This window comes from Mesorhizobium sp. ESP7-2, from assembly GCF_020164715.1.
Classification (GTDB): domain Bacteria; phylum Pseudomonadota; class Alphaproteobacteria; order Rhizobiales; family Rhizobiaceae; genus Mesorhizobium.
The window spans coordinates 1-23,480 of sequence record NZ_JAIUGQ010000036.1 but is presented as its reverse complement, the minus strand read 5'-3'; the positions used below and the strand labels follow the sequence as shown (position 1 = coordinate 23,480).

Sequence of the window (23,480 nt, the reverse complement as noted above, 5' to 3'; positions counted from 1 at the left end):
CAGTTCCAGACAGCAAGGGAGCGTTGGGCGCGCGCTATATACTCATTTGCAGGTAGGGTCGAGGGCTGGGTCGCATTTGCCTTCGATCTGCTTCAGCGTCTGCGGACCATGTTTCTTGGCGAGATCGGTCAACGCCGCCTGGTTGCTGACGGCCGCGCCGCCCTTGGCGCCTTGCCCGTTCTCGTCGGCCTTCAGTTGGGCGAGCTTGGCGTTCTTCTCGGCCTCGGTGAATTGTTTCGCCGCCACTTGCGGCGGGATGTTGAGGTTCGGGAAGGTGCCGGTATCCTTCGGACCCGCGTCGGTGGCCATCGGCACCGGACCACCGGTATTCGTGCTCGAGCATCCGGCAACGCCCAGGAGCATGACGGCCGCGCCGATGCGGCAAAAGTGGCCGGCACCGAAAAAAACAGTCTCGCCAAACTTAATCGTCATATTGTTTCCTTGGCAGCCGGGGTAAGCGAGATTGGACCCTGTCGGATGTCCCATGTTAATATGTCAAGAAAACGCTTCCGGAGGAACCCCGCGAACCATGTCCAAGACACCCGATTCGGGCAAAGCGGAAGATGGCGGACCTTCGACGGTCGAGCAATATCTGGTGAAGGACCCGGAACGCTTCGCGCTGAACATGGCGCGGATGATCGAGCAGGCCGGTAAGGCGGCGTCCGCCTGGGCCGAACCGCGCGAAAAAGGTGAGGTGCGCGACCATGTCGCCGAGCCGGTCGTCGACATGGTCAAGACCTTCTCCAAGCTCAGCGAATACTGGCTTGCCGATCCGCAGCGAGCGCTCGAAGCGCAGACGCGGCTGTTCGCCGGCTATATGACGGTTTGGGCGAACGCCATCCAGCGCGTCAGCCCCAACGCCGAGGGTGCCGACGATGCCGTCAAGCCGGAGCGCGGCGACAAGCGCTTCCAGGATCCGGAATGGGGCCGCAACGCGTTCTTCGATTTCCTCAAGCAGGCCTATCTCGTCACCTCGCGCTGGGCGTCCGAGCTGGTCGACCACGCCGAAGGCCTCGACGAGCATACTCGCCACAAGGCGAGCTTCTACGTCAAGCAGGTATCCAACGCTATCTCGCCATCCAATTTCATCCTGACCAATCCGGAACTGTTTCGCGAAACCGTCGCCTCCAACGGCGAAAACCTGGTGCGCGGCATGAAGATGCTGGCCGAGGACATCGCCGCCGGCAAGGGCGACCTGAAATTGCGCCAGGCCGACTATTCGCCCTTCGAGATCGGCAGGAACATCGCCACCACGCCCGGGAAGGTGGTCGGCCGCAGCGATGTCGCCGAGATCATCCAGTATGATCCGGCGACCGAGACGGTACTGAAACGCCCGCTGCTGATTTGCCCGCCCTGGATCAACAAGTTCTACATCCTCGACCTCAACCCGCAGAAATCCTTCATCCGCTGGGCGATCGAGCAGGGCCACACCGTTTTCGTCATTTCCTGGATCAATCCGGACGAGCGCCATGGCGCCAAGAGCTGGGAAGCCTATATTAGGGAAGGCCTGCAATACGGTCTCGACACGATCGAGAAGGCGACCGGGGAACGCGATGTCAACGCCATAGGTTACTGCGTCGGCGGCACGCTGCTGGCGGCGGCATTGGCGCTGATGGCTGGGGAAGGCGACGACCGCATCAAGTCTGCGACCTTTTTCACCACGCAGGTCGACTTCACCCATGCCGGTGATTTGAAAGTGTTCGTCGACGAGGAACAGGTCGCGGCGGTGGAAAAGTCGATGAACGAAAAGGGCTATCTCGACGGCACCAAGATGGCCACCGCCTTCAACATGCTGCGCTCGGGCGACCTGATCTGGCCCTATGTCGTCAACAACTACATGCGCGGCAAGGATCCCCTGCCCTTCGACCTGCTCTACTGGAACGCCGATTCGACCCGCATGGCGGCGGCCAACCATTCGTTCTATCTGCGCAACTGCTATCTCGAGAACAACCTCTCGCGCGGCACGATGGAACTTGCGGGCCACACGGTCTCGCTGGGCGATGTCACCATCCCGGTCTACAATCTCGCCTCCAGGGAAGATCACATCGCCCCGGCGCTGTCCGTGTTCCTCGGTTCAAAGTACTTCGGCGGCAAGGTCGAATACGTGATGGCGGGATCGGGCCATATCGCCGGCGTCGTCAATCCGCCCGCATCCAACAAATACCAGTACTGGACCGGCGGCCCGCCGAAAGGCGACTTCGACCAGTGGATAGCCTCTGCTACGGACCATCCGGGGTCCTGGTGGCCGCACTGGCAAAGTTGGATAGAGGCCAAGGACAACACCCGCGTGCCTGCCCGCAAACCCGGCAAGCATATGAAAACCTTGGGCGATGCTCCCGGTACCTATGTCAAGGTGCGCGTGTAACGGACTGTAATGTCTGGTGAGTTGACGCCCCTCTAAAAGCGGGCGAAATGGTGTCGTCAACCATCAAGCAGCCGCAATTCGGCAATCGCTGCAAAAATACTTACAGGCTTGCTGATTTGACACAGGTCTCGTTTCCGGATCGGAGACAAGGGCACCCTGACGCGGACATACCAGTCAGCGCCACGGATATACCCGACCGGGCATCGAGGGGGAATTTGACTTTGAAATCAGCAGGATGGAGCCTCGCAAAGGGAGAACGCCGCGCCATTGTGGCAGCGCTCTGCTCGATGCTTCTGGCCTCCTGCACATCGGCTGGCGACCCGACAATGTCGGTCGGAATGCCCGGCTACAATGCTTCCGCATCGGACATCCAAGCCGCCTCCACGGGCAAGCCCCTCGCCGCTGCCGATTCGTCGTCGCAGGTAGCGACAGAGCAGACGACCGTGATGAGCGAAAGCGACACGGCACTCCCCGAAACGGTTGCCTACGTGCCGATGGCCAAGCCAGGAGCCACTTTCCCGCTCACCATACCGGCGGGCGCGGAAACGATCGCGGGACAGACGCCGCAGTCCTTGCAGCAGCCGGTACAGTCGGCGCAACAGACCGACGCGGTCGCCCAGAAGATCGCCGCCGCCGATGCCGCCGCGACAGCGCCGAAGCCGGTCGCGGCACCGGCGATGAACAATCCGGTCTATGTGACCGCTGGTGAGGCGCCGCTAGCCGAGGCGCCGAGGAAAAAAGGCTTCCTGGCCTCGATGTTTGGCGCCACCCCAGCGTCGGCAACACCCGCTCTGTTGGTCAATACCCGATCGGGCGAACAGACTGCCGTGCAGGCCAAGCCCGCTCAGGCAGCGGCAAAGCCGATCATCACTTTGGCCTCGGCCGATTCCACGGCAAAACCGATACAGTTGGCTTCGACCGGCGGTGACGAGGCCGGTCACATCACGGGTAGCGACGCCCTGCCCGGCGTGCGCCAGACAGCCCTGTTCGAGATCAAGCGCAAATCCGGCCTCGACGACGAAAGCGACGTCGACCTCAATGAGGATGAAGGCTCGGGCGGCAGCTATCAGGTTGCGTCCGCCGCCGGCATGGCCCGCCTGGCGCCCAACGGTCTCTTGAAGCAGAATGAGAGTGTCGACGTCGCCTGCCTGAAGCCGTCCCTGGTGCGCGTACTGAAGACGATCGAAGGCCATTACGGTCGCAAGATGGTCGTCACTTCGGGCTATCGCGACCCGGCCCGCAACCGCCGCGCCAACGGCGCCAAGAATTCGCTGCACATGTATTGCGCGGCCGCCGACATCCAGGTGCCCGGCGTCTCCAAATGGGAGCTGGCGAATTACATCAGGACCATGCCCGGCCGCGGCGGCGTCGGCACCTATTGCCATACCGAATCGGTCCATGTCGACGTCGGCCCCGAGCGCGACTGGAACTGGCGCTGCCGCCGGCGCAGCGGCGGTGACGACGGCTAACAGCGATTCGACGGACCGAAGCCTGTTGGCAGTCCAGAGTCCTTCCCATGTCGTCACCCCTGGGCGAAGCTCCGTCGCGAAGACCCGAGGATCCATGCTATGCCCTTGGTCGAAGAGCGCAAAGAGAGCAGAATTCCGCACGCAGCAACGTGTTGAAGTCGCGGCATGGATCCTCGGGTCTGCGCTGCGTCGCTATGCTCCTTGCTCCGCCCGTGGATGACGAAGCGACTAATGTCGCCGCCGATCGCCAAGTCCTGCCGACGCCTCGCGAAATCGCTGATTTGACAAGCTGGAAAAAAGTTGTCCAAGGCGGCACCTAACGGGTTGCCGGCTGCGCGCAACGCCAGTATAAGCCGCTTCGTCTGAGCGCGCCCATCGTCTAGCGGTTAGGACACCGCCCTTTCACGGCGGTAACAGGGGTTCGATTCCCCTTGGGCGTACCAGATCTTTCAAGCACTTAGCTGATTTTCTGCATTTCCCGTCCAACGTTTGGCCAATATCTCACAGCGAATCCGGGCGGAGTCTCCGTGCGATACAGACAAGGAGCTGCCGCCAGCACGATCGCTGACAGACGGCTGGTGGCCGCGAGCAATGTCGTGGCCGCCGCTATCGGAGTTTTTGTTGGTCTGGCCTTGGTGGACTTCCCAGACTTCCATGGACACTGATGATGTATCAGAGGGGCGAGCTTCTTGGAAATCAACTTGCCCCCTTTGAGGAGCGCCTTGCGAAGTGAACACTATCAAGGGCTTGGTGGTCGACTGAGCGCCTTTAAGGTTTTTTCAATATAGCTAAATTAGCATTTGCGAATGCGCTTCTCCGTTCTGCTGTTATGCTGGGCAGGATTCTTCGGTTGGGACTTTGCTACCAACGAAGGAGAGTTCACGATTGGTCTTGGTACGCGAGTTGCCCACCTGATCCACATGATTTCGCGACTTCTGTGAAGACGTGCGCCTGGCCGGCGCCAGGATGACTGGCATGCGGTCGTGGATCGGCGCCACGTCTCCTTCATCACCAGCCCTTTCCGCCTCTGCGCGAAAAGCGGTGGACCGTAACCAACCGTGATCTTCATGCATACTCACTAATGTAGTCTTTGTTTCCAGCCGGCTCCCCACCCGAGTCGGCTAGGCCCGGCGGTTCATCCCAACACTACCCCAACGAGGAACTGTCGGGCCGCTAAGGGCAAGCATCAGCCTTGCGCTTCTCAGGCGTCAACGCGTGGTTCGTGAACCGCAGGTTTTTGCCATCGCGGCCGGCTGCACGGCATTCGTGACAGAAGACGACCTTGATCAATCCCCAATGCATGCAGGAATGATCCGGCCCGAGCCTCCGACCATGACCCAAGTTGGGTCCGTTTGTTGGCCCCGGAATTGCAAGTCCTTATATTCTAATTTAGACGACGCTTGCACTCCTCCCTTGATCACGCGATGCTCGGTTTGGGCAATAAAGGGGCGGGGTTTTGCGTAGATTCTGACACGTCGTGTCATCGCGCACCGCATGGAGCGCATGATCACAGACTTATTTCTCGCTGGCGTCGCCGGTTTCTCAATCCTCATTCCGCTTTACTTCATCCTCAAATGACAACCCGCCTGGCTCTCTCGGTCATGTCGGGATCGTGGATCGGCGCGACGCAGGCTGATACAACGCTGAGAGACAGGGGGTCGAGGGGCGGCACCGCGTCGGCAATATTGCGGGATGCGGCGCCCACTGCAGCCGATGCACATGCCTTTCACCAGCCGCTCGGCTCCTCGATCTTGTCGAGCAGACGGGCCGGTGGTTAAATGGAATGCGAAGGGAGCGCTAATATGGCAGTTGACCTTTCGGCGAATACACGCGCTCCTGCGGCAACGCCCCCGAAATATCTCTTTGGTCCGCTCGCGGACTTTCTGATGCTTGGCGGCAGCGCGTTCCTGATCTTGCCGGCGCTGTACTTCGTGCCACTGAGGTACGAAGGGCCGGTGGCGGCGACGATGCTTTTCCTGGCTTATCTGATCAACTATCCGCACTTCGCCCACTCATACCAGCTCTTCTACCGCAATTTCGGGCGGAAATTGCGCGGCGACGGATACGACAGGACCCTCCAGATCCGCTACATCTTCGCCGGCATCGTCGTTCCCCTGCTCATGGGCGCATTTTTTGCCTACAGCTCGATAACGGCGGACGCCCGGCTACTGGGAAACGCAACCAATGCGATGTTCTTTTTCGTGGGCTGGCACTACGTCAAGCAAGGCTACGGCATATTGATGGTGGATGCCGTCCTGAAGCGCAGGTTCTTCTCCGATCCGGACAAGAAAATCCTGCTGATCAACAGCTATGCCGTCTGGCTGTTCGCATGGCTTCAGACGAACGCGGCGTTCAGCCAGGGAAAATACCTGGGGCTGGAATATTATACGTTTGCCACCCCTGCATGGCTCAATGCGATTGCGCTGTCGGCCGCGGCCGCTTCCACGGCAGCCGCTGCCGTGATGCTGATCAATCGTTGGAGCAGGAATGGCGGCAGCCTGCCGTATAACGGCGTCATCGCCTACATCGCGTCGCTATACCTTTGGATTCTGATCGTAAGGACAGATCCACTCTGGCTGCTCGTGGTGCCGGCGCTCCATTCCTTGCAATATCTGGCGGTGGTCTGGCGTTACCAGAGCAATGTCGAGCGTGACGGGCGCAGTGCCGAAGAAGTGTCGCCATCCAGAATCCTGTCCATCCTTGGTCCGGCCTACAGGGTGAGGCTACTGGAGTTCATCAGTGCTGGCCTCCTCCTCGGCGGTCTGGGTTTCTGGCTTCTCCCGACCGCGCTGACGGCCCTTGTTCCCTATGACCGGGAAGTCCTGGGATCGTCGCTGTTTTTCTTCATCGTGCTGATTTTCATCAACGTGCACCACTACTTTCTAGACAATGTGATGTGGCGCCGCGGCAACCCCGAAGTGTCGAAATATCTGTTCCGTTAGAGCTTTTTGCGCTCGAGCGGAATCGCCCGGCGTAATGCGGAAATGGACCGGGATGGGATTCACTCCCGCCCTATCCACCAGTCCATCAGCTTTGGAATTTTGGAGGCCTCGCCTCGGAATCGAACCGAGGCTTCCGAGATTTGCAGTCTCTAGCGTAGCCGCTCCGCCACGAGGCCATACGTGCCTTGGTAACGGGCAGAAGTTTAGAGATTCTTGATGTCTTGGGTAAAAATTTCGACAACACCCATCGTGGAAAGAGGCTGTCACGCTGCGGAAAAGAGCCGGCCCAGGACGCCTTTGCCAGATTTGAATTGAATGCCCGTCGACGAGGGGAACTCATGCAGCCTGACCGCGGCCTTGAGGCCAACAGCTTCGCGGTCTGGCAGACTAGGTGTCTAACTGCCGACCAGCGGCACGGTAACGGTCGTCGCGTAATTGATGGGAAAGGCGTTGAAATAAGGGAAGTCTATGACGAAGGCATAGGTGGCGGTGAGGTGCGCCATGCGAAAGCCGCCGCTCGCTGGGTCGGTGGCGATCGTGACGTTCACATCCTTCAGACCCAGCGCAAGCAGTTTCTGGGTCGCGATCGCCTGGATGTCGGCCTGGGTCAGCGTGTTGTTAAGCTGCAGGGACCGTGCGGACGCCTCCAGCGTGTAACGAACGCTGGAAGCCGAATTCATCGACCAGCCGAAGGCGAAGATTCCGAATAGCAGCATGATAAGGAACGGTGCGATCAGCGCGAATTCGAGCGCGGCTCCGCCCGATCGATCGGCCCTGAAGCCTCCCGCATTACCGAACACGGATCAGCTCCTGCTGGCCGATCGCGCTGGGGGCGGAAAAGACGCCGAAGGTGAAGGGCGGAGTCCACGTCGCCGATGCGTCGATCTGGACAAAGACCGACGGTGCCTTCGGCCCGCTGCACAAGGTCGAAGCGACGACCACGGTCGTCCCGCATTTGTAGATCCGACTCAGCGTGACCTGACCGTCCTCCGGCATCCTCTCCCAGTTCGCCAGTGCCGCGGCCCGCGTCGCGCTGTCGTCGGCGGAGCCCGCCAAGACCATGTTCGCTGCCGTCTTCACGCCGGCGCGCATCGACAGCGAACTCGTGACGTATGACCAGCCGTCGGCGATGCCGAGCAGTACCAGGCACAGGATGGGCAAGACCATCGCGAACTCAACCGCGGCACCGCCCGCGTCTTCGCGGATGGCTGAGGTCAATCGATAGGCCCCGCGCTTCATTCGACAATCGCGACCGACGCCGCCGCGGGAATGTCCTTCATTCCCAGACTCGAGCAGTCCTGGTTGATCGTGGAATTGCCGGACCACTGGATAGTGTCGGCCACAATCTGCGTGCAGCCATTCTTGCCTGAGAAGTTGCCGAGGTAGTTGACCTGCTGCTTGGGGAAATAGATGGCGCCGGTCAGCAAGGATGTTGCCGTACCGTTGAAGGTGCTCTGCGCAGCCGCGCCTGTCCTGTCGCCGTAGAACAGCATGCCGGAATAGGTGCCCGACTGCGGCGCGCTGAGCGTCACGTTGGCGTTTCCGTTCATGCTGACAGTGCTGCTGCCGGCCATGAAGATGGTTACGCCGTCGCCCTGGATGACCGCGCCCGCGTTGATTTTCAAATTGCCCTGCACGACATAGACGCCGGGCGAAAGCGTGACATTGCCGGAGAGGTCCATGCCACTGCAATAAGTCCCGGGCTGGATTGTTTGCGTTGTCTTATTGCCTTTGAGATTCTGGCATGGGTTGCTGGCGGCGGGCGCTGGCACGCTGGCGAACGGATCGGATACGGGCAAGGCCTGGGTGATCGGAGAGTTGCAGACCGTCGTCACCGGATTGTTCAGCACGACGCCGCCCGCCGATATCAGGCAATCGACCTGGAGGGCCGCCGAGCCCTGAAGCCGGATGGCGTCCGGGGCGATCGAATTGGACGTCACCACGCAACCAGTGACCTTCACGCTGGTATTGCCGGAAAACAATACAGCCTGCGAGGCGGTCGGATCGAGCGCGGTCATGCAGGCCTTCGAGGCGTTGGTGATGAGCGCCACCGCCCTCGCCCGCTCCGGCACCTTGCCCTGCGTGAAGACGGAGGTGAACATCCGGTCGAGATTCTGGTCGAGGATCACCTCGACCGCCTTTTTGGCGGCATTCGGCCCGGACGTCGGCGGCGTGTTGACGACGATGGTGCCGTTCCCGAGGCCGTTGTCGGTCGCCGACTGGGTCGCGGCCGCCGTGATCGATGCCGTGTCGGACCCCGCGAGCTTTTCCAGCGCACCGGCATAGGCGGCCGCGTCGGCCGTCGCCTGCAGTTTTAGGCTGCTGTAATACCAGTAGGAGGTCTCGACGCCGAAACCCGCCGCACCGACGACGATCGGCAAGGCTAGGGCGAAGATCGTGGCGACATTCGCGTTCCTACCCCGGCGGATGCCGTCCGCTAGGTGCCGAATCCGGGTGAAGCAGTTGAAGCCCATAGCATAAATTAGTAAGCACGCATGTATGAAGGAACGGCTAAAAAGTTCGGTCGATTTTTGGTGAGGATGTACAATCGCCTCGACAAGGCCGACAGGCAGGCATCATCGCGGCCGATTGGACCGCGGCAACCAAAGGCCCCGTAGGAGCGCATAGCCGGCTGACAATAGTTTTTTTCAGGCGGACAGGCTTGGCGTCGCCTCGACCGTCGGGGCAGCCAAAAGCTCGCGCTGCACGGCAAGGAAGAACCTGCGGACTTCGTCGCTGGCTGCCATTCTGTCCCTGCCCCTCCCGACAACGAGATCGAGCAGCTCAGCCGCTTTTGCCTTCCAGAACGAGGTGGCGGTCTCACCATGCAGATTGCCGAGCTTGGCGGCAACTTCCCTGACCAGGAACAGCTGACGATCGATCGGGAACGCACGGACTTTTTCTGGGGACATCTTCCGAACCATCAAACTGACGCAACGAATCAACCATTGCCGAACAAGCAATGGCTAACCGCGAAGGTGGAAACGGAAGCTTAACGGCGCCGGCTGATGCATCACCGCATGCGAATTGTCAGGCGCACTCGAAGCTGAACGGGTTCACCCCATTCGAAGCGGCCTTCAGGCCTGCAGTGCTCTCGCCTCGCCGCCGCGCTTGCGCGGCGCCATCATGTCGCCGGCCATCACTCCGGTGACGCGGCAGAACGCCATGAACGCCCGGCAGGCGTCTTCGGTCTTGACCACATCCACGGTCGCGCCAAAACAGGCATTGAATGCTTTCTGGTACACCGGTCCCTGCCGGCGTGCCGGCCAGTCCTGCAGAAAATCGAGCGCCTGTTCGACGCTGTAGATTTCCTCGACGGGCAAGCCTGGGCCTGGTGCGATGCGCACCGGCACCTCGAATTGCAATCTGTCCATCCGACATCTCCCGACCGGCATCGCCCAAGCAACGCCGCTCGTCGTCAAAAGTTGCTTTGTCCGCTTTGTGCCGCGGAAATGTGTCGTCACTGCGGAAAGCTGCCGCCTCTGCCGCAGTTGGCGAAGGCAAGGCCTGCCGGCGCACCCGGTTGCATTGGATTGATCCGAAAAACGATGCGCCGCGCCACCAATGCGCGGCCCTCGACCGCCGCACGGGTCGCGACGCGAAATAGTTTGGAATGGGGATCAACGTGCGGTCCAGGATCGCCTCGGCGAGCGAAAATCCGGGCGGCTCGGGCCGCATCAGGCAGTTCGTCCTTGAACCTTTCGCCCCCAAGTGCCAAATCTGGTGGCATCTTCGCGCCTGCACTCCTGCGGCGCGCCACCTTCTATACGGACAAAATGGTCACCTATCTCGACGCCGCCACGGCACCGCTCAGAAACACCGGCCAGATCCGCCTCTATGGCGAGGAAGGCTTTGCCGGCATGCGCAAGGCATGCGACCTCACCGCGCGCTGCCTGGACGAACTGGCGCCGATGGTCGGACCCGGGGTCACCACCGACACCATCGATCGTTTCGTCTTCGAGTTCGGCATGGACCACGGCGCACTGCCGGCCACGCTCAACTATCGCGGTTACACGAAATCGTCCTGCACCTCGATCAACCATGTCGTCTGTCATGGCATTCCCGACAACAAGCCGCTGAAGGATGGCGATATCGTCAACATCGACGTGACCTACATCCTCGATGGCTGGCACGGCGATTCCTCGCGCATGTATCCGGTCGGCACGATCAAGCGGGCTGCCGAACGCCTGCTCGAGGTCACCCACGAATGCCTGATGCGCGGCATCGCCGCCGTCAGGCCAGGAGCGCGTACCGGTGCCATCGGCGCTGCCATCCAGACTTACGCCGAAGCCGAGCGCTGCTCGGTGGTGCGCGATTTCTGCGGCCACGGCGTCGGCCAGCTCTTCCACGACGCACCCAACATCCTGCACTACGGCAATGCCAATGAAGGAGTGGAAATGCGCCCCGGCATGATCTTCACCATCGAGCCGATGATCAACCTCGGCCGGCCGCATGTGAAGGTCCTGTCGGATGGCTGGACGGCGGTGACACGTGACCGCTCGCTGTCGGCGCAATATGAGCACACGATCGGCGTGACCGACGCCGGCTGCGAGATTTTCACGCTGTCGCCCAAAAAGCTCGACCGTCCCGGCTTGCCGGCTTAGCAGGCCGCAGCGAGGTCTTGGCCTCTATTGCCTGAGTCCGCTCGGTCAATAGCGGCCTATTTCCAGCGTTTGCGTGGCCGCCAGTCTTCGTCCTCGTCCTGGTCTCGGAACCACCGCATTATTTCCCGGCAACTGCGCGGACGGCCATCGCTGACCCTGCCATCGGTGCAGGGATCATAGCGTTCGCGCGGGTAATAGTCGTGACGCTCCCGATAACGCTCCCGCCGATCCAGCATGCGCAGGAGCTCCCGGCAGTTATGCGGCCTCCCGTCGCTGTAACGGCCGTCCGTGCAGGGATCATCATATCGGATCAAATGGATCGGCAGGTTCCGACCAGGACGGCTACCGGCGGATACGGCATCGATCACCGGGGCAGCCATTGCGGGACTGAAGCTCAAAAGCAGCCCGGCTGACAGCAGGATACGAATGAGCCTGGGCATCTTGGTTGTCTCCGAATGTGGCGTCATCAACGACGACACCGCGAACTTGCGCCACTCCCATTGCCGCAACATTGCGCGAAAGGCGGAGCCGCTCATTCCTTGCCGCCGAAAAGACCTCGACCGCCCTTACCCGCCGTCCTAGTATTTCGCGGGGATCAGCGATCATTGCCAGCTGCGGGCTGGATACGGGCGGCACATGGCGACACAAGGCGACGATGACGAGCGGAGTTTTTTCTCCGAGGTGCCGGTGCGGCCGGCGGCGAGAGCCAAGGCGGCAATCGATGAAAAGCCGCATTATCTCGGCCATCGCGATCGTCTGCGCGAGCGCTTTGCCTCGGCCGGTCCAGATGCCTTGCCGGACTATGAACTTCTGGAACTCCTGCTCTTCCGCCTGATCCCGCGCGCCGACACCAAGCCGGTCGCCAAGGCGCTGCTGGCCCGCTTCGGCACCTTCGCCGAAGTGCTTGGAGCGCCCGTCGGCCTGTTGCGGGAGGTCAAGGGCATCGGACCGACCGTAGCGCTCGAGCTGAAAGTCGTCGCGGCGACCGCCCAGCGCATGGCGCGCGGCGAGGTCCATGGCCGCGAAGTGCTGGCCTCATGGCAACAGCTTCTCGACTATTGCCGCTCGGCCATGGCGTTCGAGGCGCGCGAGCAGTTCCGCATCCTGTTCCTCGACAAGAAGAACGCGCTGATATCAGATGAAGTGCAGCAGACAGGCACGGTCGACCACACGCCCGTCTATCCCCGAGAAGTGGTCAAGCGCGCGCTCGAACTGTCGGCCACCGCGATCATCCTGGTCCACAACCACCCCTCCGGCGACCCGACGCCATCGCGCGCCGATATCGAGATGACGAAAGAGATCATCGAAGCAGCCAAGCGGCTGGGTATTTCCGTGCACGACCACATCATCATCGGGCGAAAGGGCTATTCCAGCATGAAGGGGTTGTTGCTGATCTAGGCCGTGGTAACGATTTAGCTATTTGAGCCAGATAGCGATAGCGGCGAGTTTGACGAAGCCCATGAAGTTGGTGAGCAGTTTGTCGATGGTGAGCACCTCCGGTAACAATTAACGGGCTCTTCCCATTCAACGGGACATGCTTTTGATCATGCTCCGTTGATCAGCGTTTTGAAAACTCCGTCACGATATCCAGAAATAGCTGGCCACTGGCAGGCAATGCGGGTCCGCGCCAGGCCGCAGCCAATGGCAAGGAGGGTGGATCCGGGACAACCGGGCGGAACGTCACGCCGGGCCGCGCCACCTTCGCGATGCCCGCGGTCACGAAACCAAGACCCGCACCGGCGGCCACCAGCCCTGTCAGCGTCGTCATGGGTGTCACCTCCTGGACGATTCTCGGACTAATGCCCTCGGCTTGGAACAGGGCAATGACGCGGTCGTAGATGCTGGGGCCGATGCTGCGCGGCGCTAGCAGGAATGGCTCCCCCTCCAGATCGGCGATCCTGATCGCCGGTTGGCCGGCAAGCCGGTGTGTAGCCGGCAGCGCCAGGAAAAGAGCTTCGTCGGGCAAATCGAGAACGACGAGGTCCGGCGCGGAAAGCGGCGGATGGAGGACGCCCAGATCGATCTCGCCGGCCGACAAGGCGGCTTCCAGCGATGGTGAGTTCATTTCGATGAGGTCCACCTCGACATTCGGATAGCGGACACGGAACTCCCGCACGGCCTCGGGCAAGACACCGTAGAAGGCGATCACGGTGAAGCCGAGCCGCAAGTGTCCGACCTCGCCACGGACCGCCCGCAAAGCCTGTGCCTTCGCGATGGCCGCATTCTGCACAGCCTTGCGAGCCGGATCGAGGAAAGCCGCCCCGGCCGGCGTCAATGCCACGCCGCGACGGTCGCGTTCGAAGAGGTCGGCTCCGACTTCCACCTCCAATCCACGGATGCGCTGACTGAGAGAGGGCTGGGTAAGGTTCATCCGCTCTGCCGCCCGCCGGAAATGAAGGTCTTCGGCTACAGCGATGAAGCAGGCGAGCGTGCGAATATCCAAGGCCTCTCCTGATGCAAAATACCTATCACAGATAATAGTATTCCGATTGGAGGCCAATCACCATCCAAGATAAGCTTAAGAAGCACAAGGGCCTTGCGGCGCCCGTTGAAAGGAGACAGACCATGATCGCATCAATCGTCAGATTAGTGTCGCTCATCATCTCAGTCAGCGCGGGCATGCCCCTTGCCGCTTCAGCGCAAATTCCGGATTTCATCCGCGCCTTGTCGACCAGCCGGATCGTCGCTATTTCCGATGGCGACTTCCTCGCCCAGACCTACGCAACAGGCCAACTCCCACCCCCGGCTTCCGGCTATCGCGACCTTCTGACGGTGCTTTCCATCGTCGATGGCAGAGTCATTGTGGGCTCTTTGCCGATATCCAACTCCGTTACAGCCGCACCGGAGATCCTTCACGTCACGAAAGACGGCCGGGCCGCTTTCGTCGCCGAGCGACTCGGTGAACGACCGGAGGGCGGTAGAACCGTGCAGGATCTGCCGCCGGGACGCCGGCTCTTCGCGGTCGATCTTTCCGATAGCGCCGCTCCCCGTCTTGCTGACACGGTCGAGATCGCGGCGTTTCCCGAAGGCTTGTCCGCGAGCCCAGACGGCCGTCGTGTCGCTGTCGTGTCGAACACCCCCGAGGGGAACTTCGTCCAGATCGTCGATTACACGGATGGCCGCTTTGGAGCTGTCGCCCGCTTCAACCTGGCCGAGCTCGGCGTCTCCGGCTCTGCATCCACCCCGAGGGGCGGCGTGACAGCGACCAATGTCCACTGGCATCCGAGCGGTCGTTTCCTCGCGGTCAATATCAACACCCAGAATAGGGTCGCCTTCTTCGAGGTTGCCCAAGACGCCGGTACGCCTGTTTTGCGGCTCTGGGGCAACATTGCCGAGGTAGGCGCCGATCCCTTCGTCGGGCGTTTCACGCCGGACGGCCGTTACTACCTGACATCCAACTGGGGCCGGAATTTCGCGGCGACTGACCTCGCTGGGCGGATTCCGACAGCTCCATCCACCATCAGTGTCGTGCGGCTGGCGGTTTTGACGACGACCGGCGAGACGGCGCGCCACGAGACCATCGGTGTGACAGAATCCGGTCTCAACGCCGAAGGGATCGCCATTAGTCCCGATGGCCGTCTTGTCGCCACCGTCAATATGCGAGGCACTTCGCTACCGCCGGAAACCGGCCGGTTTCAGCGCGAAGCCAGCGTGACACTGCTGACTTTCGATCCGGACACCGGCGCGCTCGTGAAGATCGGCGACTACCCTTTCGAGGGCGTGCTGCCTGAGGGCGGTGCCTTTGACCTGACTGGCGATCACTTCTTGGCAACTGTTTTTCAGGGTCATGAAGGTGCGGATGACGAAGCCGGCGCCGGTCTTGCGGTTTTTCGCGTCATCAAGGGCGACCGGCCGGCACTAAAGCAAATCGGGCGCATCCCTTTGCCCCAAGGCGTCCATCATGTCGATCTGGTACGGTAGGGGCAAGCGCGAAGGAATTTTTCGGATCAATCTTCCGGTGGCGATAGCCTAAAAGGCTGCCCCTTTTCGCAATCACGGCGGATCGGTCTTGCAACTGCCTGCAATCTGGCTGACCGCCTCACCGAAGCCGGCCAGGTCGAAATCGGCCTGACCGCGCCCGGACAGCAGTCCGAAGCGCCACGATAGCAGCAGGCGGTTTGCCGGAACGAGGCGCTTGATGCCGTCGGCGCCGTCGCGCATCAACAGCCTGCCGCGTGTACCGACGGACCAGCTCTCTTCGAATTTGCTGTCCCTGTCGATCGTGACCGACATGGTGATTCGTCGGCTGGCGGAGACCGCGTCGTTCAATTGCAGCCATTCGGTCCAGGCCGGCTCGCCGTCCGCACGGCAGGCAATAGTCAGCAACGGGCTGTAGCTCAGCGCGCCGCCCCCGGTGATCAGCTTGTTGGTGGCATAGACCGACGCGGTGACGAGGCCGTCATTGCCGGTGGCGAAACGCCAATTGTCCGTGCCGGCCCCGGCAGCGCCGCGGGCCAAGGCAAGGAAAAGCACCGTGGCGGCAGCGCGCCTCATTTCCACGAACACCCGCAACGACATCACCAATTACCTCTGGTCTTCCAACCAACCAGATAATGATCAAGGCTTCGTACCGCCACCGGTGCCCATCAAGAACGAATCCGATGTTGCAGTTTCGCAACGAAAAAGGCCGCCCGGAGGCGGCCTTTCGAAATCCGTTGGAACGTCCGGTCTATTCGGCGTCCTTGGCCGCCTTCTTCTTCGGTGCGGCCTTCTTCTTCGGCTCTTCCGCGTCGTCGGCTTTCTTGTCGTCAGCCTTCTTCGCGGTGGCCTTCTTGGCCGGCTTCGCCTTGGTCGCGGTTTCGGCCTCCTCGTCGTCGGCCATCAGCTCTTCCTTGCTGACCTTGACGTCGGTGACCGAGATCTGCTCGAGCAGGTGGTCGACGACCTTCTCCTCGAACATCGGCGCCCTGAGCGCGTTGAGCGCCTCGGGGTTGCTGCGGTAGAACTCGAAGGCTTCCTGCTGCTGGTTGGCCGGGAAGCGGCGAACCTGCTCGAACAGGCCGCGCTGCAGTTCCTCGTCCGATACGGTGACGCCCGCCTTCTCGCCGATCTCGGCCAGCACGAGGCCAAGGCGCACGCGGCGCTCGGCAAGGCGCATATATTCGGCGCGCGCCTCTTCCTCGGTCGTTTCTTCGTCGGCGAAGGTGCGGCCGGCGGCTTCCAGGTCACGGTTGACCTGTGCCCAGATGTTGTTGAACTCCGCCTCGACGAGCTTCGACGGCGCTTCGAACGAATAGGCGGCATCGAGCTGGTCGAGCAACTGGCGCTTCACCTTCTGGCGCGTCATCGAGCCGAACTGGTTCTCGATCTGGCCGCGCACGATGTCACGCAGGCGCTCGAGCGATTCCAGGCCAAGGTTCTTGGCGGTCTCGTCGTTGATTTCCAGTTCGCCGGGCTTCGACACTTCCTTGACGGTGACGTCGAAAGTCGCTTCCTTGCCGGCCAGATGCGCCGCCTGGTAGTTTTCCGGGAAGGTTACGGTGACCTGCTTTTCGTCGCCGGCCTTGGTGCCGATCAGCTGTTCCTCGAAACCCGGAATGAACTCCTTGGAGCCCAGCACCAGCGGCTGGTCGTTGCCGGCGCCGCCAGCGAAAGCCTCGCCGGCGATCTTGCCGACATAGTCGATCGAGACGCGATCGCCCTCGGCGGCCTTGCCGGTCTTCGGCTCGTAGCTGCGTGCCGATTCGGCGACGCGCTTGACCTGGTCGTCGATTTCCGAATCCGGAACGTCGAACACCTGGCGCGTCACCTTGATGTCGGAGAAATCCTTGATCTCGATCGCTGGAATGACCTCATAATTGAGGCGGAACTCGAAGTCGGCGCCGCCGGCCAGGATCTTCTCGGCTTCCTTCTCGTCCTCGGTCATGATGACCTCGGGCTGCATGGCGGCCTTTTCGCCGCGCCCGGTGATGATCGAACGGGTCGAGTCGTTGAGGATCTCGTTGACCACCTCGGCCATGAACGACTTGCCATAGACCTTGCGCAGGTGCTGCACCGGCACTTTGCCCGGACGGAAGCCGTTGATGCGAACCTTGTTGCGGGCGTCCGACAGCCGCGCCATCAGCTTGGCCTCCATGTCACCGGCCGGCACGGTGATCTTGATCTCGCGCTTGAGACCGGAATTGAGTGTTTCGGTGACCTGCATCGTAAAACCTTTGTTTTCACCAATGAGGCTGCCAAACGGCTCCCTGCCGTTTACAGCCTGCCGGTAATTCTTGCCGGGAATGGCTTTTGGTACGGAACCTGGCGATTTGACCGGAAATGCGGCTCAAACTCTCCCAAACTGCGTTCCAAAATGTGAATAAGTTCTTGTTTTTCCTACTTCTTATCACATCTTGTAGAAGCGGATCGTCGCGTCCCGTCACATTTGACACGCCTTTTGTCACAGGCGAGCCCAATTTTCAACAGTCTTCGCGTTTAGGCGAATAACCACATTTCGGCCCTGACCCGACATGTTGTCTCCGACATTGACAGAATGATGGCTACATGGGATTGCCGGGTCACGCGGGTATGGCGGAACTGGTAGACGCACCAGATTTAGGTTCTGGCGAGAGATCGTGGGGGTTCGAGTCCCTCTACCCGCACCACTGCCGGTGTGAAACGATGAAGCAGACCTGCCCCATACATCTTGGTGGCGCGCTCCTGGTCCTTCTCCCGCTTGGGATTGACCCGGGGCGAAAATCTACCGGTAACTGTCCGGGTCCTTGGCCTTCTCGGTCTGGCAATTGACCTTACGCTGAACAGCCTTGCGATAAGCGTCTTCAAACACGCGGATTGCCCTCTCGAACTTGGCCTGATTGGGCGCCAAGTGTCTATCTAGCCCGTGATACAAAAGGATGGAGACAGCCATCATGGCTTTTCCACTTTCGCTTGGCCTCAGCGCCGGGCACCTTTTCAATACACCATAGATGTTTCCTGAAATTGCCGCGGCCCGATGCAATTTTCCATCTGACATACGAGCCAAGTAACTGATGTTTTGCTCCTCCTGCCCGGCTGAAGCAGTCGAAGATGTGAAGCAGATTCCTGCGATGAGTATTATCAAAATCCGGTTCAAGCGTTTCCCCCTCTATTGCAGCCAAACCGCCCCTGGCAATCAACAGCTATCATAAGCTACCCCCAGCCTCCAAAGCCTGCCAGCGGCGAACATTCTCGCTATTCCGGCGGCTCACCTGTATATTTCCGACACTGATGGCGGCATGTGTACGGATGGCAAAATCAAGAGCGCGGTTTTCGAGTGTCACGACAGCTTCGATTGTTAGCGGTCAACCGACTTTGGCAGGTTGCTGCTGCTTCTAGAAAAGCGGCTCCTCGAACAGCGTCTTGTCGCCATCCACCAGCGCCTTGATCTGCGCCGTGCCATCGGCGGCGAGCGCCAGCTTGATGCCGAACGGCCGCGCCCGCATGTCGTTCTGGATCGCCAGCCCCTCGCCTTCCGGCAGATAGAAGCGTTCGATGCCGTAATCCGGCGCGATCGTCATGCCTTCGCCGCGAAGGTCCCAACCGGCGGCGACATGGCCCGAAATGTCGGCCTCCTCTGCACCGGCCGGCGCCGGCGCCTTGCCGAACCAGGCTGTGGTCGGGGTCCAGTACCCATCGGCGCCCTTCTTCAGCCGGACCACGATCGGCGTGTCGTCGCTCGAGAATTTGCCCTCGGGAATGTTAGCGATCATCTTCACCGGCATGCGCGAGATGTCATAGCCGAGGATGATATAGTCGCCGCGCAAGAGATCATGAGGGTCGACCGGTTCGATCTTCAACAGCACTTCCTTGCCGTTGCGCAGGATCGCCGCCCGTCCGGCGATGATCCAGCTCAGGAATCCGATCTGGACGAGCGCCAGCACGAGTGCCGCGATGACAAGCCTCTTTCCAGTCATCATGCCGTGGCTCCCGCGGTGACTGGACCCTTCATGCGTTTTTCGACGCGGATGATGACGATCGCAAGCGCGCCGAGGAGCACCGCGGCGGCCAGGAAGAAGCCGGCCGTATCGAGCATCGACTGCAAGGTCACGACATAGATGACGGCGAGTTCGAAGGCGAAGCCGAGATAGGCGAGCCAGCGCAGCCCCCGGCTCTCACGCCCTGCGAACACGATAGCCGCGACGATGCCGGCGAGAGCTACGACCGAGGCAATGGCGAAGCCGCTGTTGTAGGTGCTTTCGTCAGCCAGTTCGAACTGGATGATGGCCAGGCCGGTGAGGAAGCCCAGCAATGCGTGCAACGGCAAGTGGCCGCCGAGTTGCACGATCCTGTCGACCGGTTCCGGTGCAAAGACGGCGGCAGCGAAAAGCACGACAGAGACAATGACCAGCGGGATCGCCACCGGCAGCGTCTCGTGGTCCATCGCCAGCAACACGAGATAGAAGAGCAGCGACAGGATGATCAGGTGCCGCGCCGGCTGGCTGCGGGTCCAGAACGAAATCGCAAACAGCACCACCGCCATGACGACGAAGGCGTGCGGAAAGTCGCTACGGCTGTAATAGTCGAACCCTTTCAGGAACAGCCAGGCGACGGCGATGCCGACCGCCGCGACGGTCAGCGGGTTCGACCGCAGCGCAACCGCCGCCAGCGCCGTGCCGGCGCCCCAGGTGACCAGCGCCGAAGCCTCGTCGCCGGACAAATGGTACATCTGGCCGATCAGCGCGATCGAGCCGCCGAACGCGGCCGCCGCCACGATCCACAGCGCTTCGCCGATTGCCGCGTGGTCGCGCGTCTTCAGCAACGCGCCGCCGACATAGCCGCCGAGAATGACGGCAAAGAGTGCTGTCACCCGCGCCAGGCGCGGGATCGCATCCCAGTTGGCAGCGACGAAGATCAGGACGGCCGCTCCAAAGAGAAGGGCCGCCAGCATTGCGAGGATCGAGCCGAAGCTGAGCGACTGGCGTGCGTTGACCTCGACGTCGCGCCTCAGCACATCAGCCGTCGAGGCGTCGATCAGTCCGGCCTGCCGCCATCGCTCGATGTCGGCCCTGATCCGTGTCGAGTACCCCGCCATGTCCTCTCTCCCCCACCCGGTCGCCATTTTAGCCGACGCAGCCAAACCGTTGACGTCACGGCACTTTCTGATTCTGGCTTCTTTGTGTCAGGTCCGTGAAGCCGCGTTAATGTTGCATTGCACAATTTGCATTGCTGCCATGCAGCCATAGCGCTTTTAAATCGATATGGGTCCCCCTATTTATGGTTCGTACACAAACGGAATGATCCGCAAGAAAGACGAAACGAGAACTACCATGAACTTGATCCGCAACTACCGCAACTGGCGCCGCTACCGGGACACCGTTTCCGAGCTGAGCCGCCTGAGCAACCGTGAACTGACCGACCTCGGCATCAGCCGCAGCGACATTCCTTACGTCGCTCGCAAGGCGGTCTAATTCTTCGGACCGCGAATGGTCCGAACCAGTTTTGAGAAGAGCATGACAATGAACCTGATCCGCAACTATCGTAACTGGCGCGTTTATCGCGAGACGGTTACCGAGCTGGGTCGCCTTTCGAACCGCCAGCTGCATGATCTCGGTATCGTCCGCGACGAAATCAAGATCGTCGCCCGCAAGGCGATCTAAACGACGGAATTTCGTCCGGGTCGACCTCCTCCCCGACCTCGACGAATACGGTTAGCCCTTACCTCCTCCCAAGGGTTGACCACCAAAACGGCGCCCGCCGCACCTCCTCCCGCGGCGGGCGTTGTTCCCCAAAAAGGGTTTTGCCCCTTTTAAAAGATAGCAAAAGAGATTTCGTCAAAGCCGACCTCCTCCCCGGCAATGACGAATAGGTTCAACCTTCACCTCCTCCCGAGGGTTGGCCACCCAAACGGCGCCCGCCGCACCTCCTCCCGCGGCGGGCGTTGTTTCCCCAGGGCAAAACGAATTTTGCCCCAGAGGCTTCGCCCTCTTTAAAGATGCGAAAAGAATTTCGTCTGAGCCGACCTCCTCCCCGGCGATGACGAATATGGTCGGCCTTCACCTCCTCCCGAGGGTCGACCCCCAAAACGACACCCGCCGGACCTCCTCCCCCGGCGGGTGTTGTTGTTTTCAGGGGCAGGCTTTCCCGACCAGGCGTTTCGCGCGCGCGACAATTGCAATCGCCGCGGCAAGCGATTATTCCGGCGCCATGAGCAAAAATCCTATCCATATCATCGGCGGCGGGCTCGCCGGTTCCGAAGCGGCATGGCAGGCGGCCGAGGCCGGCGTGCCCGTCATCCTGCATGAAATGCGCCCGGTTCGCGGCACCGACGCCCACAAGACCGATGGCCTGGCCGAACTCGTCTGTTCCAATTCCTTCCGCTCCGACGACGCCGAAAACAACGCCGTCGGCCTGCTACATGCCGAAATGCGGCTGGCCGGCTCGTTGATCATGAGCGCCGGCGACGCCAACCAGGTGCCGGCCGGCGGCGCTCTGGCCGTCGACCGCGACGGTTTTTCCGACGCCGTGACGAAAAAACTCGAAGCACATCCGCTGATCACCATCGAGCGCGAGGAAGTTCCCGGCCTACCACCGGCGGTGTGGGATCAGGCGATCATCGCCACCGGGCCATTGACCGCGCCCTCCCTTGCCCAATCGATCGCCGAGGCGACCGGCACCGACGCGCTGGCCTTCTTCGATGCCATTGCGCCGATCATCCATTTCGACACGATCGACATGGACACCTGCTGGTTCCAGTCGCGCTACGACAAGGTCGGGCCTGGCGGCACCGGCAAGGACTACATCAACTGTCCGATGGACAAGGAGCAATATTTCGCCTTCGTGCAGGCCCTGGTCGACGGCCAGAAGACCGAATTCAAGCAGTGGGAAGGCACGCCCTATTTCGACGGTTGCCTGCCGATCGAGATCATGGCCGAACGCGGCGTCGAGACGCTGCGCTACGGACCGATGAAGCCGATGGGCCTGACCAATGCGCACAACCCGACGGTGAAGGCCTATGCCGTCGTCCAGCTGCGCCAGGACAATGCGCTGGGCACGCTCTACAACATGGTCGGCTTCCAGACCAAATTGAAGCATGCCGAGCAGGTGCGCATCTTCCGCACCATTCCGGGCCTCGAAAACGCCGACTTCGCCCGTCTCGGCGGCCTGCACCGCAACACCTACATCAACTCGCCGACCTTGCTCGACGGCTCGCTGCAGCTGAAGTCGCGGCCGGGCCTGCGCTTTGCCGGCCAGATCACCGGTTGCGAGGGCTATGTCGAGAGCGCCGCGATCGGCCTGCTCGCCGGACGCTTCGCGGCCGCCGAGCGGCTTGGCCACGCACCGTCGCTGCCGCCGCTCACCACGGCGTTCGGCGCCCTGCTCAACCACATCACCGGCGGCCACATCGTCTCCGACGATGAGCCGGGCAAGCGCTCGTTCCAGCCGATGAATGTCAATTTCGGCCTGTTCCCGCCGGCCGAAGCGCCGAAGATCGAAGGCAAGCGGCTGCGCGGCAAGGACAAGACCGTAGCTAAGAGGCATGCCATCACGTCGCGTGCGCGGGCCGATTGCCGGCAATGGTTGGGGCTGCCCGCGCGGGCCGAGGCAGCGGAGTAGCCCATGCCCATTGCAGACAGTCTCGTACTGGCTCTACCTTCAAGGTGGAGGTCCAATGAGCACCACGTGGCGAGAGATAGCTTTCCAATTTGAGCCGGATATAGCGCAGGCGGCAGCGAGAGCGTGGTCCTGGCTTTTGCCGGAGCCTTGGACCCCGCTTGTCTGCTCAATGGTGGGAGGCATGTTTGTCGAGCGGCCGAACAATGAGGTTCACTGGCTCGATACCGGGACCGGCTTGCTCGAGCGGGTGGCTCACAATCGGGCGCGTTTTGAAGAGATGATTAGGATTTCTCCCGATCTCGTTGACGAGTGGTTCCTTCCGCCGCTTGTGGAACGCCTTCACGCCGCGGGTAAGAAACCGAAGGTGGGAGAATGCTACGGCTTCACCGTCTTGCCCGTCTTTGCTGAGGGCAAATTCGAGGTCGAGAACATGTTCGTGGTGCCAGTTACCGAACAATTCATCGGCATGGCTGACATTCACCGCCAGCTAAACGAAATTCCCGACAGCTCTAGGACGTAGTGACGATTTAACGGGTTGGGATTCCCAAGGAAGCGCAAATCAGATTCAACGCTGATTTTTGGAGGT

The 23,480-nt window shown here is 61.2% G+C and carries 23 protein-coding genes and 3 tRNA genes; 12 read left to right on the top strand and 14 right to left on the bottom strand.

Going from position 1 to position 23,480, the window contains the following annotated elements; genetic code table 11:
- Positions 1-42 precede the first annotated feature (42 nt).
- Positions 43-432, bottom strand: a complete 390-nt coding sequence (locus LB543_RS26120; protein ID WP_140760532.1) for a hypothetical protein — start codon at positions 430-432, stop codon at positions 43-45.
- 97 nt (positions 433-529) lie between these two features.
- Between LB543_RS26120 and phaC the strand changes: the two genes are divergently transcribed.
- From phaC to LB543_RS26100, 4 genes are all read left to right on the top strand, one after another.
- Positions 530-2,365, top strand: coding sequence for a class I poly(R)-hydroxyalkanoic acid synthase (gene phaC, locus LB543_RS26115; RefSeq protein ID WP_224616210.1), 1,836 nt, complete (start codon positions 530-532; stop codon positions 2,363-2,365).
- A gap of 215 nt (positions 2,366-2,580) precedes the next feature.
- Positions 2,581-3,834 (top strand): YcbK family protein, encoded by a 1,254-nt coding sequence (locus LB543_RS26110; protein ID WP_224616209.1) that lies wholly within the window; start codon positions 2,581-2,583, stop codon positions 3,832-3,834.
- Between the two features lie 368 nt (positions 3,835-4,202).
- A tRNA-Glu gene (locus tag LB543_RS26105) sits at positions 4,203-4,277 on the top strand.
- A 1,359-nt stretch (positions 4,278-5,636) separates the two neighbouring features.
- The gene (locus LB543_RS26100) at positions 5,637-6,776 is read left to right on the top strand and encodes a hypothetical protein (protein WP_224616208.1); all 1,140 of its coding nucleotides are present in this window, start codon (positions 5,637-5,639) and stop codon (positions 6,774-6,776) included.
- Between the two features lie 100 nt (positions 6,777-6,876).
- Here the strand turns inward: LB543_RS26100 and LB543_RS26095 are convergent.
- The 6 genes from LB543_RS26095 to LB543_RS26070 all read right to left on the bottom strand — a co-directional run bounded on the left by LB543_RS26095 (position 6,877) and on the right by LB543_RS26070 (position 10,150).
- Positions 6,877-6,952: transfer RNA gene (locus LB543_RS26095), tRNA-Cys, on the bottom strand.
- A 219-nt stretch (positions 6,953-7,171) separates the two neighbouring features.
- Positions 7,172-7,576: a TadE/TadG family type IV pilus assembly protein gene (locus LB543_RS26090; RefSeq protein ID WP_224616207.1), complete on the bottom strand. Its 405-nt coding sequence runs from the start codon at positions 7,574-7,576 to the stop codon at positions 7,172-7,174.
- Positions 7,566-8,015, bottom strand: coding sequence for a TadE/TadG family type IV pilus assembly protein (locus LB543_RS26085; RefSeq protein WP_224616206.1), 450 nt, complete (start codon positions 8,013-8,015; stop codon positions 7,566-7,568). Before LB543_RS26085 ends, LB543_RS26090 begins: the two co-directional genes overlap by 11 nt.
- Entirely contained in the window at positions 8,012-9,250 is a 1,239-nt protein-coding gene (locus tag LB543_RS26080; protein WP_181178686.1) for a pilus assembly protein TadG-related protein, read from the bottom strand. The genes LB543_RS26085 and LB543_RS26080 overlap by 4 nt, the downstream gene beginning before the upstream one ends.
- A gap of 174 nt (positions 9,251-9,424) precedes the next feature.
- Entirely contained in the window at positions 9,425-9,688 is a 264-nt protein-coding gene (locus tag LB543_RS26075) for a DUF6074 family protein (protein ID WP_224616205.1), read from the bottom strand.
- A 165-nt stretch (positions 9,689-9,853) separates the two neighbouring features.
- A complete protein-coding gene (locus LB543_RS26070) occupies positions 9,854-10,150 on the bottom strand; it encodes a DUF982 domain-containing protein (RefSeq protein ID WP_224616204.1) in 297 nt (98 codons plus the stop codon).
- 402 nt (positions 10,151-10,552) lie between these two features.
- Between LB543_RS26070 and map the strand changes: the two genes are divergently transcribed.
- Positions 10,553-11,380, top strand: coding sequence for a type I methionyl aminopeptidase (map, locus tag LB543_RS26065; RefSeq protein WP_224590349.1), 828 nt, complete (start codon positions 10,553-10,555; stop codon positions 11,378-11,380).
- Between the two features lie 56 nt (positions 11,381-11,436).
- Here map and LB543_RS26060 read toward each other — a convergent pair whose 3' ends face one another.
- The gene (locus LB543_RS26060; protein WP_224590117.1) at positions 11,437-11,916 is read right to left on the bottom strand and encodes a hypothetical protein; all 480 of its coding nucleotides are present in this window, start codon (positions 11,914-11,916) and stop codon (positions 11,437-11,439) included.
- A 100-nt stretch (positions 11,917-12,016) separates the two neighbouring features.
- Here LB543_RS26060 and radC point away from each other — a divergent pair, with 100 nt between their 5' ends.
- Positions 12,017-12,778: a RadC family protein gene (gene radC, locus LB543_RS26055; protein WP_224616203.1), complete on the top strand. Its 762-nt coding sequence runs from the start codon at positions 12,017-12,019 to the stop codon at positions 12,776-12,778.
- Between the two features lie 160 nt (positions 12,779-12,938).
- Here radC and LB543_RS26050 read toward each other — a convergent pair whose 3' ends face one another.
- Positions 12,939-13,823, bottom strand: coding sequence for a LysR family transcriptional regulator (locus tag LB543_RS26050; RefSeq protein ID WP_224616202.1), 885 nt, complete (start codon positions 13,821-13,823; stop codon positions 12,939-12,941).
- Between the two features lie 122 nt (positions 13,824-13,945).
- Here LB543_RS26050 and LB543_RS26045 point away from each other — a divergent pair, with 122 nt between their 5' ends.
- On the top strand, positions 13,946-15,301 hold the full coding sequence (locus LB543_RS26045) for a lactonase family protein (RefSeq protein WP_224616201.1): 1,356 nt from the start codon (positions 13,946-13,948) through the stop codon (positions 15,299-15,301).
- Positions 15,302-15,373: 72 nt separating this feature from the next.
- Here the strand turns inward: LB543_RS26045 and LB543_RS26040 are convergent, their stop codons facing one another.
- Positions 15,374-15,874 carry a hypothetical protein gene (locus LB543_RS26040; protein WP_411908788.1) on the bottom strand — a complete coding sequence of 167 codons (501 nt, stop codon included), beginning with the start codon at positions 15,872-15,874 and terminating at the stop codon, positions 15,374-15,376.
- Between the two features lie 175 nt (positions 15,875-16,049).
- Complete coding sequence (tig, locus tag LB543_RS26035; protein ID WP_140761349.1) at positions 16,050-17,525, bottom strand: trigger factor; 1,476 nt, start codon at positions 17,523-17,525, stop codon at positions 16,050-16,052.
- A 359-nt stretch (positions 17,526-17,884) separates the two neighbouring features.
- Between tig and LB543_RS26030 the strand changes: the two genes are divergently transcribed.
- Positions 17,885-17,967, top strand: a tRNA-Leu gene (locus LB543_RS26030).
- A 95-nt stretch (positions 17,968-18,062) separates the two neighbouring features.
- Here LB543_RS26030 and LB543_RS26025 read toward each other — a convergent pair.
- The 3 genes from LB543_RS26025 to LB543_RS26015 form a co-directional block, all read right to left on the bottom strand.
- A complete protein-coding gene (locus LB543_RS26025) occupies positions 18,063-18,434 on the bottom strand; it encodes a hypothetical protein (RefSeq protein ID WP_224616200.1) in 372 nt (123 codons plus the stop codon).
- Between the two features lie 238 nt (positions 18,435-18,672).
- The gene (locus LB543_RS26020) at positions 18,673-19,257 is read right to left on the bottom strand and encodes a GDYXXLXY domain-containing protein (RefSeq protein ID WP_224590113.1); all 585 of its coding nucleotides are present in this window, start codon (positions 19,255-19,257) and stop codon (positions 18,673-18,675) included.
- Entirely contained in the window at positions 19,254-20,372 is a 1,119-nt protein-coding gene (locus LB543_RS26015) for a DUF2157 domain-containing protein (protein ID WP_224616199.1), read from the bottom strand. Before LB543_RS26015 ends, LB543_RS26020 begins: the two co-directional genes overlap by 4 nt.
- 235 nt (positions 20,373-20,607) lie before the next feature.
- On the opposite strand from LB543_RS26015, the gene LB543_RS26010 reads away from it, so the two are divergent.
- From LB543_RS26010 to LB543_RS25995, 4 genes are all read left to right on the top strand, one after another.
- On the top strand, positions 20,608-20,748 hold the full coding sequence (locus tag LB543_RS26010) for a DUF1127 domain-containing protein (protein WP_013531315.1): 141 nt from the start codon (positions 20,608-20,610) through the stop codon (positions 20,746-20,748).
- 48 nt (positions 20,749-20,796) lie between these two features.
- A complete protein-coding gene (locus LB543_RS26005; RefSeq protein WP_135904405.1) occupies positions 20,797-20,937 on the top strand; it encodes a DUF1127 domain-containing protein in 141 nt (46 codons plus the stop codon).
- A 547-nt stretch (positions 20,938-21,484) separates the two neighbouring features.
- On the top strand, positions 21,485-22,894 hold the full coding sequence (gene trmFO, locus LB543_RS26000) for a methylenetetrahydrofolate--tRNA-(uracil(54)-C(5))-methyltransferase (FADH(2)-oxidizing) TrmFO (RefSeq protein ID WP_224616198.1): 1,410 nt from the start codon (positions 21,485-21,487) through the stop codon (positions 22,892-22,894).
- 55 nt (positions 22,895-22,949) lie between these two features.
- Positions 22,950-23,414, top strand: coding sequence for a T6SS immunity protein Tdi1 domain-containing protein (locus LB543_RS25995; RefSeq protein ID WP_224616197.1), 465 nt, complete (start codon positions 22,950-22,952; stop codon positions 23,412-23,414).
- The last annotated feature ends 66 nt before the right edge of the window (positions 23,415-23,480 follow it).